This is a genomic window from Sphingobacterium sp. UBA6645 (genome assembly GCF_002455685.1).
Taxonomy (GTDB): Bacteria; Bacteroidota; Bacteroidia; order Sphingobacteriales; family Sphingobacteriaceae; genus Sphingobacterium; species Sphingobacterium hotanense.
In genome coordinates this window covers 58,160-71,057 of record NZ_DKLH01000087.1, presented here as the reverse complement: position 1 = coordinate 71,057, position 12,898 = coordinate 58,160, and the positions used below count along the sequence as shown (strand labels likewise).

General features: G+C 38.9%; 10 protein-coding genes. 2 read left to right on the top strand and 8 right to left on the bottom strand.

All coding sequences use genetic code 11. The features are described 5' to 3' along the window. Positions 1-6: 6 nt before the first annotated feature. The 4 genes from B2400_RS16115 to B2400_RS16100 form a co-directional block, all read right to left on the bottom strand. Complete coding sequence (locus tag B2400_RS16115) at positions 7-978, bottom strand: helix-turn-helix transcriptional regulator (protein ID WP_149526123.1); 972 nt, start codon at positions 976-978, stop codon at positions 7-9. Between the two features lie 17 nt (positions 979-995). Beyond that, on the bottom strand, positions 996-1,838 hold the full coding sequence (locus B2400_RS16110) for an MBL fold metallo-hydrolase (protein ID WP_149526122.1): 843 nt from the start codon (positions 1,836-1,838) through the stop codon (positions 996-998). Positions 1,839-2,115: 277 nt separating this feature from the next. Continuing rightward, entirely contained in the window at positions 2,116-4,305 is a 2,190-nt protein-coding gene (locus tag B2400_RS16105) for a glutamine synthetase III (protein WP_149526121.1), read from the bottom strand. 199 nt (positions 4,306-4,504) lie between these two features. Continuing rightward, a complete protein-coding gene (locus B2400_RS16100) occupies positions 4,505-7,312 on the bottom strand; it encodes a S9 family peptidase (protein WP_293934919.1) in 2,808 nt (935 codons plus the stop codon). Positions 7,313-7,408: 96 nt separating this feature from the next. Here B2400_RS16100 and B2400_RS16095 point away from each other — a divergent pair, with 96 nt between their 5' ends. Further along, positions 7,409-8,143: an SIMPL domain-containing protein gene (locus B2400_RS16095; protein ID WP_149526119.1), complete on the top strand. Its 735-nt coding sequence runs from the start codon at positions 7,409-7,411 to the stop codon at positions 8,141-8,143. An 83-nt stretch (positions 8,144-8,226) separates the two neighbouring features. Here the strand turns inward: B2400_RS16095 and B2400_RS16090 are convergent, their stop codons facing one another. The 4 genes from B2400_RS16090 to B2400_RS16075 form a co-directional block, all read right to left on the bottom strand. After that, positions 8,227-8,676: a PepSY-like domain-containing protein gene (locus B2400_RS16090; RefSeq protein ID WP_149526118.1), complete on the bottom strand. Its 450-nt coding sequence runs from the start codon at positions 8,674-8,676 to the stop codon at positions 8,227-8,229. A 37-nt stretch (positions 8,677-8,713) separates the two neighbouring features. Next, positions 8,714-9,157 (bottom strand): PepSY-like domain-containing protein, encoded by a 444-nt coding sequence (locus B2400_RS16085; RefSeq protein WP_149526117.1) that lies wholly within the window; start codon positions 9,155-9,157, stop codon positions 8,714-8,716. Positions 9,158-9,307: 150 nt separating this feature from the next. Then, complete coding sequence (locus B2400_RS16080) at positions 9,308-10,591, bottom strand: sensor histidine kinase (RefSeq protein WP_149526116.1); 1,284 nt, start codon at positions 10,589-10,591, stop codon at positions 9,308-9,310. Further along, positions 10,592-11,263 (bottom strand): response regulator transcription factor, encoded by a 672-nt coding sequence (locus B2400_RS16075; RefSeq protein WP_149526115.1) that lies wholly within the window; start codon positions 11,261-11,263, stop codon positions 10,592-10,594. 116 nt (positions 11,264-11,379) lie between these two features. Between B2400_RS16075 and B2400_RS16070 the strand changes: the two genes are divergently transcribed. Further along, positions 11,380-12,723, top strand: a complete 1,344-nt coding sequence (locus tag B2400_RS16070; RefSeq protein ID WP_293934912.1) for a sigma-54-dependent transcriptional regulator — start codon at positions 11,380-11,382, stop codon at positions 12,721-12,723. Positions 12,724-12,898 lie beyond the last annotated feature (175 nt).

The following is a 12,898-nucleotide window of genomic DNA, read 5'->3' as shown; positions in this document are numbered from 1 at the left end:
CGCCTTTCATTTATTTATGTTTATTATCGATTTTTCTAACAAACTTGTCAAATTCCTTTTCAATTCCACCGGTTCAAGAATCTTTACGAAATCAGCAAACATCATTAGCCATCGCGGAAATTCATTTTCGATATCTCTACTTTCAAAAGTCATTTCTATAAAGTCACCAATGTTTTTTTCAGCAACAAATCCGTAATGTTTTCTTTCCCACTTCAAATAGTTAGCGAGTCTATTCGCTACAAGAAGTTTAATCCGAGTTTTAGGGTGATTTGTTTGACGATGTTTTTCAATATATTCTGCAATGGAAATATGTTTCTTGCTGAAAATTTGATCTGTTAAAGTAGCTTCTTGAATCCGATCACTTCTAAATTGACGGAAGTCATCTCGATAGAGGCAGTAAGCAACAATATACCAAAATCCACCATCGTGATAAATTCCAATCGGTTCTATTGTCCTCAGTCGGCCTTCCTCATCTTGTATTCCCTGATATCTAACGACCAGTTGTTTTTGAAGTGAAATACTTTCTAATGTGCTACTTAGGGCATGCGGTACCTGTTCAAGAAAGGGAGGCATCGACTGCTCTCGCATAATAATCTGACTCTCCACAGTGGAAAGCAAATCCTTGTCGTGGTTTTTGAGGATAGATTTGATTTTAAGCATTGCAGAGCCATATTGCTTAGCACTTTCTTTATCTAGGAACTTTTGGGTAAGTTTTTCTGTTGCAACGAAAGATAAGGCTTCTTCTTTGCTAAAACTAACAGGTGGCAGTTTGTATCCTTCCATAATGGAATAGCCAGTACCTGCTTCTCCGATTATCGGAACACCAGCCTGCTCTAAGCTTTTTATATCTCGATAGATTGTTCTTAAGCTCACTTCGAAACGATCCGAAAGTTCTTGCGCGCGGATGACTCTCTTTGATTGTAGCTGAATGAGTATATTTACAATTCGATCGAAACGCTTTTTAATATCTACCGCCATAAGGTTGTATTGAACTTTTAAACGATATCCGACAACCTAAAAGTATCTTTAAGACGTATTCCTTTCTCTGTATGTTGCAAAGTGCAGCACTCGTGCTGTGCATCATGCTCGAGAATAAGAATATATTCATTATCCACGATTTCTTGCCAATACGATTTTCTTTCATCCATAGTTACCAATGGTCTTACATCGTAACTCATCACGTATGCCAAGGGAATATGGCCAACGGAGGGAAGAAGATCTGCCATATAAAGCAGCGTTTTTCCTTTGTACTCTAATTGTGGAAGCATCATGGCCTCGGTATGTCCGTAGGCATAACGCATTGTTATAGAATTGTCGTATTGTGGTTGTTCTTCAGATAAAAAGTTAAGTTGACCCGATTCTTGAATTGGCAGTATATTTTCTTTTAAAAAGGAAGCTTTTTCCCGTGGATTTGGGTCAATAGTTGCCCAATTCCAATGTTTCTCATTTGACCAAAAGCGAGCATTCTTGAATGCCGGAACCAATTTTTCGCCTTCGCGCACGATCGCACCACCACAATGGTCAAAGTGTAAATGAGTTAATATCACATCTGTGATATCTTCTCGATGAAAGCCATATTTTGCTAAAGATTTGTCTAGCGTATCATCTCCGTGAAGGAAATAATGTCCGAAGAATTTTGCATCTTGTTTATCACCTAGCGCAGTATCCACCAGGGTGAGACGCTTGCCATCCTCAATTAACAGAAGACGTGTTGCCCAAGTACATAGATTATTACTATCGGCCGGATTTGTTTTTTGCCAAATTGACTTTGGTACAACGCCAAACATTGCTCCACCATCAAGTTTAAAAAATCCCGTATCAATTGTATATAATTTCATACTGCTTTGCTTTTATGGTATAAATTTGCTGTTTTCATTTCTGTAAAGCAAACTACAGGTGAATGTTTTTTGAATCCCATTCAGATTTCTGAAGTTTTCTAATGAGGCGCTGTGTATTGGTTGTTTAAAATGTTATTAGTTCTTATAAAAAAACTTTCTTTTTTTTTAAAAACAAATAAAGGGATAACAGTTCTTGATGCTCTTTAATAACAGAGACTTTTAGAAAAAAGGAGGCTGTCCATTATGGACAGCCTCCTTTTTTTGTTTTAATATTTCATTAGTGAATGAACAATAGCTCTCTTAATTTTGGTAGAGGCCATTTCGCATCATCAACTAGCTTTTCTAACTTATTCACATGATAGCGGATTTCATCAAAGAATGGTTTAACCACCTCATCGTAGGCGATTGCTTTCTCGCGAACGTCATCAATTGTGTTTGCTTTTTTACGAGCTTGGCGCATTTCTTCAGCCTTCTCTAGAATTGTATTCACATGTTTCGAAATACGTTCTAGATAATTTAATTGAGAGCTATAAGACTCTTTCGGTAAGCCAAGATCCTTTAATCCTTTAACGTTCTGTATCAATTCGTTTTGATAGGTTAAACATGCCGGAGCAATTTGACTTGTTACCACTTCGCCAATTACGCGCGCTTCGATTTGAAGCTTTTTGAAGAAGTTTTCCAATAATATCTCGTGTCTAGCTTCAGATTCACGTTTAGTGTAAATTCCTAATGCTTCGAATAATTCCAATGATTCTGGAGTAACATAAACGTCTAAAGATTTAGGTGTAGACTTGATATTTGATAAACCGCGAGCTGCAGCTTCAATTTCCCATTCCTCGCTATATCCATTACCTTCAAAACGTATAGCTTTGGAATCTTTAATGTATTTACGAACGACGTTTAAGATTGCAAGGTCTTTCTTAGTTCCTTTTTTGATCTGTTTGTCTACCTCAGTCTTGAACTCGATCAATTGCGTCGCAACGATAGCATTCAATACCGTCATTGGTAATGCCGAGTTGGCAGACGAACCCACAGCGCGGAACTCAAACTTATTTCCTGTAAAGGCAAATGGTGAAGTACGGTTTCTGTCGGTGTTATCTAATTTCAAATCTGGAATCTTAGGGATTCCGTGCCATAAATTTGCTTCAGATTTAACTTTCTTCGCAACGCGAGCCGATTCAACCTCCTCTAATATCTCATCTAACTGAGAGCCCAAGAAGATGGAAATAATCGCAGGAGGAGCTTCATTAGCACCTAAGCGGTGGTCGTTTGAGTGGCTAGCGATGGAAGCACGTAATAAATCTGCATGTTCGAAAACTGCTTTAATTGTATTCACGAAGAATGTCAAGAACATTAAGTTATTCTTTGGAGTTTTGCCTGGTGAAAGCAAATTGACGCCAGTATTCGTGATTAATGACCAGTTATTGTGTTTTCCAGACCCGTTGACACCGCTATAAGGTTTCTCATGCAATAATACCTTGAAGTTATGACGTAATGCAACTTGTTCCATCACGTTCATCAACAATTGGTTATGATCTATCGCCAAGTTAATCTCTTCGAACATCGGAGCACACTCAAATTGCGAAGGAGCAACTTCATTGTGACGAGTTTTTAAAGGGATACCCAATTTTAATGCTTCATTCTCAAGATCAACCATATAAGCAAGTACACGTTCCGGAATTGCGCCGAAATAGTGATCTTCCAATTGTTGTCCTTTTGCGGACATATGGCCAAACAATGTGCGTCCAGTAAGTTGAAGATCCGGACGAGCGTTATATAGTGCTAAATCAACTAAAAAATACTCTTGCTCGATACCCAATGATGCATTCACCTTCGTTACTGATTTATCAAAATACTGAGCTACTTCAGTCGCCGCTTTATCAATCGACGCAATTGCTTTCAATAAAGGGGCTTTATAGTCTAAAGATTCGCCAGTATAAGAAACAAATACAGTAGGGATACATAAAGTCTTGCCCGCCGATGTTTCAAAGATAAAAGCAGGAGAGGATGGATCCCATGCCGTATAACCTCTTGCTTCAAAAGTATTACGAATTCCACCATTTGGAAAAGAAGATGCATCTGGTTCTTGTTGTACAAGTGCATCTGCGGTAAACTTTTCGATAGCACTTCCATCTGAATCCGGTTCAAAGAATGAATCATGTTTCTCTGCAGTAGATCCTGTAAGCGGTTGGAACCAGTGTGTGTAATGTGTTGTGCCATTTTCTATCGCCCAAGCTTTCATTGCTTGTGCAATATACTCAGCCATATCACGTGTAATCTGTTTCCCTTCGTCAATAAATGAAGTAAGTTCCTTGTAAACAGTCTTAGGTAAGTATTCTCTCATCTTGAGGATGGTGAATACGTTTTTTCCATAGATGTTTACTGCTCTTTCTGCTGTGACGTTTGTTTTTGCAGCGAAAATGTGTTTCGTTGCTTCTTCAACTGCTTTGAATCTGCTGTTTGACATGTTTGTAGAATTATATATTCTTTGTTTATGTTGATTGTTCGTGTTTTTCTAAAAACTTTTTCAAAAATATATCAAAATCGGATAAATCCGATATTTTTTTGAAAATAAATAATAAAAATGACAAATATGGGTGTCTAAAAATCGAAAAAGGGTGGAAAAATTACTTTTCCACCCTTGTTTTTATGGTGTTTTCCGATTATTAGTCAACTTCTAGTCCCCAGTCGATTCCTTTTTCTGTTGCTTTGACACCTTTTTTAATCCAATTAGCTGCCGGTGCTCCTTTTAAAAAGTGATCGAAGAACTGTGCTTCGCGAATTTGTATGTCTTTTCTATTCTGACGTTGCATTAAATTATGTCCGTCTCCGTTATAATTTAATAACCATACCGGCTTATTCAAACGTCTAAGTGCTGTGAAGAACTCAATACCCTGATACCATGGCACTGCACCGTCATTATCATTATGCATAATCGCGACCGGTGTATTTACACGGTCCATAAAGAATAGCGGAGAGTTCTCTATATATAAGTCACGTGCTTCCCACAGTGGCTTTCCGATACGGCTCTGCGTATTCTCATATTGGAATTGACGAGAGATACCTGTTCCCCAACGAATTCCGCCATAGGCTGATGTCATATTGACCACAGGTGCACCCGACCATGCCGCCGCATACATGTCTGTGCGTGTAATTAAATGCGCTACTTGATAACCGCCCCAGCTTTGTCCCTGAATTCCCATCTTCGTAGAATCCACCCAGCTATTATTGCGTGCTAGGTAATGCATACCCGAATTGATATACTCTTCAGCCGATCTTCCTGGATAGCCTGTTTCATAGCGGATATCCGGCGTAAATACTAAATATCCATTACTTACAAAGTAGGGAATGTTCAAACGTGATGGTGTAGGAGCAGGTGCTTGATAAGTATAAAGACCATCTGTCAACTTCTCATAGAAGTAAGCTATGATTGGATATTTTTTGTTTGGATCGAAATCTTCAGGTTTATATAAGATACCTTCCGCCTGATGCCCGTTCGGCGTAGTCCAAGAAACGATCTCTGCAGTCATCCAGTTATAGTCTGCCTGTTGAGGGTTGATATTTGTTAATCGTTCTTCTTGTTCAAATGACGTCAATAAATACACGTCTGGACTCGCTTTAGAATCTTCTTTCGTATAGATCAGGTGGTTTATCTTTTGATCCGCCGCCAGCATCTTGTAAGAGTAAGGACCTGTCCAGCGCGCCTCAATATTCTTTTTTCCTAATTGGTATAAGCCGGCATACTTGTTTTTAGTATTGAATCCTGATAAATAAATCGGTTGAGCCTCATCAATATAGGAAGTTCTAATTCTAGGGTCTTCGACCGGAGTTAGTCGCTGAATCCTAAAAGTAATTTTTTGCTCTCTACCTTGACCATGCGTAAATTGACGCTTCGCTTTGCCGTCTAAACTGAATTTCCAAACATCGTAACGATCATTGATGAAAACATGCTTCGCATCGTTGCTCCAGCCCACGAGACCATAAGCTCCTGGTAAAGCCGGTACGTCATTTTCTTCATCAACAAAACTCACAGAAAGTCCTTCGTTAAGCTGTTTTACAGTTTCTGTTGCGATATGGAAACTATACCAATTGGCATCTTCTTTATTAAAATATACAACATAGTCACCTTTAGGTGCTAGATATGCGGAACCGGAGAGGTTCTTAGCAACTAATTTATTCTTACCGTCGACTAACGAAATGACGTAAACATCCGATCTGGTCTCACCATCCCATTGCGAAGAGATACGATAGCCTAGGTCGCTGCTCGCAAGAGCCCATTCGTTATCTGCATCGTCTGTAAAGCTTATTCTATTATAGGTGTCGTCTGAAATAGGCGTAACTTGACGTCCTTGTTTCGGCAGAATCATTGCCGTGAAGCTACGCATCTGGTCACGGCGGCTATTTAGCAATTGTGTAGGTTGTAAATAATCGTCCTGCCAATGCCAGATATCCACCTTAGCATTTTCAAATTCCACCAAAGTCGTGTCTTTTACGCGCGGAATGGGGGCAAGGCCAAAGAACAAGCGATTGCCAGATTTACTGAAGTTTATAGAAGCATCGCCTGAGATATACCATTTGTCAGGAACCCCGGCGGACTTTTGATCTGCTAATACATTTGCAGTATCTTGGTTTGCCGTGTAATAATAAAGCTTGAAATCTTTCAATAAGGCTTTTTCTGGAGATTTATCTGCAAGAAATGTTAATTGCTTACCTGCATCGTCAAAAGTGAACTGCTTATAAGTCCCTTTTCCATTACTGATCTTTTTCAACTTCTTAGAAGCGATCTCATAAAGATATAGGCCGGCCTCATTCAACGTATCTTTATCTGCACCTTTCTTCGTAAAGATGAAATATTGTTCATCGTTACTGATTTGGAAGTTTTCTACTTTAATAAAGTTAGTGGTGTCACCCGATTGTAAATGCAATAGATGCACAACAGGAGTGGGCTTTTCTTTTTTAGCGCTGGACGTCTTATTCGCTGTACTGTCCTTTTCTACCTGTTTGGAGGGAATAATTGTTTCGCTAGCGATGGCTATATATTTACTTCCTTTTCGAGGTAAATGATAGCTTTTAAAATTTGGATATCGACTGGTCGTATTCTTAGCTAGATTGTACACGAGTAAAGTATCCTTGGGCATGTCGTCCGGTTTCTTTTTTTTGATCCGAGCCGCTCTCGTTTCTTTAAAAAATGGTTTTACCGTACTGATCAGGAATTGTTCGTCCTCAGTCAATCGCACATCGGTCCCGCGTGGGATACTTAAAAGAAGCTGATTCTTGCTGTTTTTAACCTCCGTTAGGTTATCACCCGCTTGCGGACTGATTGTATAATGGATGATATTACCCGATTTACTAATTTCTGCCCGGCTAATGGATTTCCAGTTGTCATATACCGAGTGATCTAGTGGTTTCTTCTGCGCATAAATACCTGAAACCAGTGAGAAACTCAATAATAAAAGGCTGTATTTTTGTTTCATAAATTGATAGAAATAGGTAACCTCAATATTAATCAAAAAATGGTAACTTAGATCATAATTCAGTATAACATTTTTAATATAAAACGGATTTAGCTTATGAAAAATGCAGGAATTATAATTAGTGTTGTCGCTGCAATTGCGGTGATTGCTTTTGCCGCGATCTTGGGAAACGCATATAAGTATAAGTACAAAAACTCCAATACTATAAATGTTACCGGCGGTGCTAAAACAGATTTCGCATCAGACATCGTTAAATGGTCGGCATCATATAGCCGAAAATCCATGGATTTGAGTGAGGCTTCTGAGCAACTAAAACGCGACAGAGATCTCGTTCGCAATTTCCTAGTTCAGAAGGGTATTAATGAGAAGGAGATTTTATTTAATGCAGTCAGCATCAATAGGGAATTCAATTATTATACGGATGCTAACGGTCATTCTTCCAATACATTTACGGGCTATAACTTAATGCAAACAGTCAGTGTAGAATCGAAAGATTTGAATAAGGTGGATGATGCATCCAGAGAAATTTCTACGTTGATCTCGCAGGGAATCGAGCTTAGCTCCAATACGCCGAGTTATTATTTCTCCGGGCTTGAAGATTTGAAGTTGAAGCTGATCTCTCAAGCATCCCAAAATGCACGCCTGAGGGCTGAAAACATTGCTAAAGAGGCGGGATCCTCCTTGGGTGAATTAGTGAAAGCAGACTTGGGTATTTTTCAAATAACAGGCCAAAACGATAATGAAGAGTTTTCGTACGGCGGAGCTTTCAATACAACATCCAGAAACAAAACGGCAAATATTACGGTCAAAGCTAGCTACTTATCCAACTAAGCATAGATAGATGAAGAAAAAGAAAAGGCGAGATTAAAAACCTCGCCTTTCTTTTTCTTTATGAATTCAGACATTTCCCCGAATTATGGATCGATTCTTACGAATTTTCCTTCTTTATCGAAAACGAGGTCTAGACCATTTGTTAATTCAATATCGTAGCCGTAGTTTTCTTTCTCTATGCTATTAATACCACTATTTGGGTAGTTTTCTTTTACATAGCTTAGGATAGATGCAGGGATTAGATTATCCGGTAATACTGAGGAGTCGTTAACTGCATCGATATCTAGCCAATTACCATTTTTATCAAATTTGATTTCAATTCCGTTATCTAACAAGACTTCATATTCCTTGCCAGATAGCCCTTCTTTCTCTTCAACTACCGATAGGATTTTCACCCCATTGAAATTGCTATTGATAAATTGAGAGGCTGTAGTAGGTAAATCGCTTTCCGTAACGACAGTTTCTTTGTCGCAAGACATTGTTAATAATGCAATGGATAAAACGAGACTGATGCTTAATAATAACTTTTTCATGTGCTTATATATTGAGTAATTTGTTTTTTAATCTTGTTTAGTCGTCAACTCTGATAAATTCACCTTTCGTATTGAATTTAAGATCAATACCACTTGTTAATTCCACCTCGATGTCACGAGAATCTTTGGAGATCTGTACGATTTCGTTGTTTGGGAAGCTCTTTTTGACATATTCTCTGATTGATGCTGGAATAATGCTTTGGGGAACAGCGTTCTTCTTCGCGTCGACTTCGGTCCAATTACCGTTTTTGTCAAATTCCACTTTAGTACCATTGGCCAATACCACTTGGTATTCGATCGGCGAAAGAAGTTCTTTTTCCGATTTCACCAATGCCACCTTCTCTTGTTTATAATGAGCGGAGATAAAGGATTGTGCAGTTTTTGGTAAAGCATTCAACTGAATAATCTTTTCTTGTCCGATCGCTTGAAATGATGATCCTGCGATCAAGCCAACAAGTGCTATTTTTACTATATTTTTCATGTTCTATCAATTATTATACTACAATAATCGATAGCAAAACTGTAAACAATTGGGAATTTTAAATGAATAATAGAAAAAAGATAAGTTTTTTTCTATTATTCATGAGCTACAAAGCTTCTGTGTCCTGTAAAAAATCAAATAATAAACGTATTAGCTTTGTTTCTTCAATACAAAGTGCTGCAGCGATCCTTCGTAATGATACGCAAGTTTGATATGCATATGTTGTTCTAATATCGACTGAACTATAGAAAGACCTAATCCATTCGAATTGTTATCCTGACTGCCTTTATGAAAACGCTCGAATATGTAAGCCGGATTAAGCGCACCGCTGTTGCTGCTATTGGCAATATCTATAGTCGAATCAGTGATTTGAATCCATATTCTACCCGGCGAGCTATTGTATTTTATCGCATTTCGAATCAAATTCGAGAGCATAATTTGTGCTAGATCCGCATTAAATTCCGTCTCGAAATTACCCTGCTCATTTAACTCCACTTCAATTCCTTTGTATTCTATAATATCTTCCATGTCATGAAGCAGGTTTCTCAGGACTTCGTTGAAATTCACTTCCTGCATTTCGCTATATTGGTTGTTATCGATACGGGAAAGCATTAATAAGGATTTATTCAATGCGACCATGCGGTGGAGCGACTGTTTAGCTTCTGACACACGCACGAGCTGACTTTCATCCAATGCGCCTTCTTGCATCAGTAGTTCCAATTTGCTGATCGTAATGGCTAATGGTGTTTGTAATTCATGCGAGGCATTCTCGAGAAAACGCTTCTGTCCGGCAAAGACTTCTTCATTGCGACTGATCATATTGACAATCTGACCATTGAGTTCTTCAAATTCTTTAACCTTCGTAGGAATCGGTTCAAAGCTCTTCGAGTGTCCAAAGCGATATCGGCTCAAGTTGGCCAGTATTTCCTGAAAAGGCTTCCATGCGCGACTCATAACGTAATAGTTTACGACTAGTATGCTCAGTACAATCACCAAGTACAAAACCGTCAAAGCAATACCTAAATTAATTGAATAGTCATCCTCTTCCACGGTTGAAGTCCTAATCTCTAGCCTATATGGAGCCCCATCCTTACTGTAGAAGCCGGTTTTAAGTACTCTGTAAGGCTCATCTTCCTCGTCATAAGGCATATACATGAACTCCCTGGAAAAGTGATTTTTATCCAAATCTTCACTATCAGAGGTCGGGAGGATCCGAAACTGATTGATGCCGTAATTCCGATTCTCCTCTAGGATACTAGGATTCTTGAATGCTTCCCGTATAATTTCAATTTTTTGGTTTTTCAGTCCATCATCCACATTATCATATACCTCGTCCATCATGAAGGCGTAAAACAGCAAGGCCCACACCGCGATAATGATCAAGATCGTGATCACTAGAAATCGATTTGTATAATATTTTATCGATACTGACATCTAAACAAGTTTATAGCCCACACCGTATACAGCCTGAAGGTCCATATCAGCCTGAGCTTCTTTTAGCTTTTTACGAATATTCTTGATTTGGGAATAGATAAAATCTAAACTATCCGCTTGATCTGAACTATCGCCCCAAACTGATTCGATAAGACTCGTCTTCTCCATCAATTTGTTCGGACGTAGGATGAAATAATAAAATAGATCATATTCTTTACGGTTCAAGACCATTTCCTTTCCATCAACCATAACTTGACGGTTATCGGGGTCTACCGTCACATTCTTATATTGCAGTAGTTTCTCACCGTCTCGGGCATTTCTGCGGATAATAGATTTTACTCTAGCCAATAATTCTGCTAGATGGAAGGGTTTCGCAAGATAGTCATCCGCACCAATCTCTAAACCTAATACTTTATCTTCAACAGAGTCCTTAGCGGATAAAATCAACACCGGTTGTTTTTTATGTTGCTCTTTTAGCGCCATCAATATATCTAAACCAGACCCGCCGGGGAGCATAATGTCCAACAATATACAATCATAATCATACGTCAACGCCTTTTCTAACCCTGCATGAAAATCATGTGCCGTTTCCGTCAGAAAGTTTTCACTTTTTAAAAATTCTTCAACAGTTTGTAACAGAGCTAGTTCGTCTTCTATAATTAGTATCTTCATGTGCATTAAAAATACAATTAAGTTAAAAGATTCTGAAAAGAATCTGGAATGTTCCTTTTTTAAATTTTAATCCTAGCCTAATTTTCTAATTTAGCTTGGAAAAGCCGAGATGCCCTATGCAGAACCGTATGTTAATTATCGATGATGAAGATAAACTTCGTCAGTTACTTGCCCGAATAATCGAACTGGAATGGGAGGATTTAGAAATTCAACAAGCAGCCGATTTAAAAATTGGATTACAGCAACTTAAACAACGTGAATTTGATGTCGTTATCTCGGATGTCAAACTCCCCGACGGAAATGGTGTTGACTTCGTTCTCGAAATAAAAAAGCAGCAACCTTTGACGGAAGTTATCCTGATGACCGCCTATGGGCAGATAAGCGATGGCGTACAGGCTATAAAAAATGGTGCCTTCGATTATATGACGAAAGGCGATGATAACAATAAGATTATCCCCTTGCTATATAAAGCATTCGAGAAAGTAAAAATGGCAAAGCGAATTGCTAAGCTTGAGGCTCAAGTAGGGAAGAAATATTCTTTCGATCAAATCATTGGGCAGTCCAGAGAGCTCAAAAATGCGATCAATCTAGCCGAGCGCGTAGCACCAACGGATAGTACCGTGCTCTTATTGGGCGAAACGGGAACGGGGAAAGAAGTATTTGCACAAGCGATTCATTACGCTAGTAAACGAAGTGCGAAGTCATTTGTCGCAATCAACTGCTCTGCATTTAGTAAGGATTTGTTAGAAAGCGAGCTTTTCGGACATATCGCCGGCTCATTTACGGGAGCGATGAAGGATAAGGCAGGATTATTTGAGGAAGCGAATTTAGGAACTATATTTCTAGACGAAATTGGAGAGATGCCGCTAGAGCTGCAGGCGAAAATCCTGCGGGTTTTAGAAACGGGAGAGTTCATAAAAGTGGGAGAAAGTAAGCCAACAAAGGTAAATGTACGCGTAATAGCAGCCACTAACAGAGATCTAGAAAAAGAAGCCGAAGAGGGTCTTTTTCGTGCCGATTTATTTTATAGACTCTCCGTATTCAATATTCATTTGCCGGCTTTAAAGGATCGACCATCCGATATTCCTATGCTCATCGAGTTTTTTGTCGGAATATGTTCAAGCAAAATGAATATGAAAATCCCCCAAGTTGATAGCGCATATATCGATGCGATGAAGAACCATCATTGGAGGGGAAATATCCGAGAGTTAAAGAATGTAGTCGAGCGTAGCCTCATCTTAATGGACGGCGATAGGCTTGGGCTAAATAGCCTTCCGTATGATATACAGGTAGAGAAGCCGAAAAGTCATTCTTCCAGTTCCTTCGCTTTACACGATGTAGAAAAGGAACATATACAGCGCGTTCTTCATCATACACACAATAACAAAGCAGAAGCAGCCCGTTTGTTCGGAATTGGAATAGCCACACTGTACCGGAAAATCGAAGAGTACAAACTCTAAAAGCCTTTCATATTGAGAAGGAGCCTATCATTTTGATAGGCTTTTTTTATGCGCTGTTTTTTATGGTTTTTCTTAAAGTGCTATTGGTTAGTCTCTTATATGTCTGGTCGTTCTCGTGGTATCTCTTTTGGCATCCCTCGGAAAACAAAAGAGATGAAAACACTTGGTAACATCG

Excerpts from the sequence above, each read along its gene's own strand:
- B2400_RS16085 (WP_149526117.1), bottom strand. The coding sequence starts at position 9,157 with ATGAAAAATATAGTAAAAATAGCACTTGTTGGCTTGATCGCAGGATCA.
- B2400_RS16105 (WP_149526121.1), bottom strand. The coding sequence starts at position 4,305 with ATGTCAAACAGCAGATTCAAAGCAGTTGAAGAAGCAACGAAACACATT.
- B2400_RS16090 (WP_149526118.1), bottom strand. The coding sequence starts at position 8,676 with ATGAAAAAGTTATTATTAAGCATCAGTCTCGTTTTATCCATTGCATTA.
- B2400_RS16080 (WP_149526116.1), bottom strand. The coding sequence starts at position 10,591 with ATGTCAGTATCGATAAAATATTATACAAATCGATTTCTAGTGATCACG.
- B2400_RS16110 (WP_149526122.1), bottom strand. The coding sequence starts at position 1,838 with ATGAAATTATATACAATTGATACGGGATTTTTTAAACTTGATGGTGGA.
- B2400_RS16070 (WP_293934912.1), top strand. The coding sequence starts at position 11,380 with ATGCAGAACCGTATGTTAATTATCGATGATGAAGATAAACTTCGTCAG.
- B2400_RS16095 (WP_149526119.1), top strand. The coding sequence starts at position 7,409 with ATGAAAAATGCAGGAATTATAATTAGTGTTGTCGCTGCAATTGCGGTG.
- B2400_RS16100 (WP_293934919.1), bottom strand. The coding sequence starts at position 7,312 with ATGAAACAAAAATACAGCCTTTTATTATTGAGTTTCTCACTGGTTTCA.
- B2400_RS16075 (WP_149526115.1), bottom strand. The coding sequence starts at position 11,263 with ATGAAGATACTAATTATAGAAGACGAACTAGCTCTGTTACAAACTGTT.
- B2400_RS16115 (WP_149526123.1), bottom strand. The coding sequence starts at position 978 with ATGGCGGTAGATATTAAAAAGCGTTTCGATCGAATTGTAAATATACTC.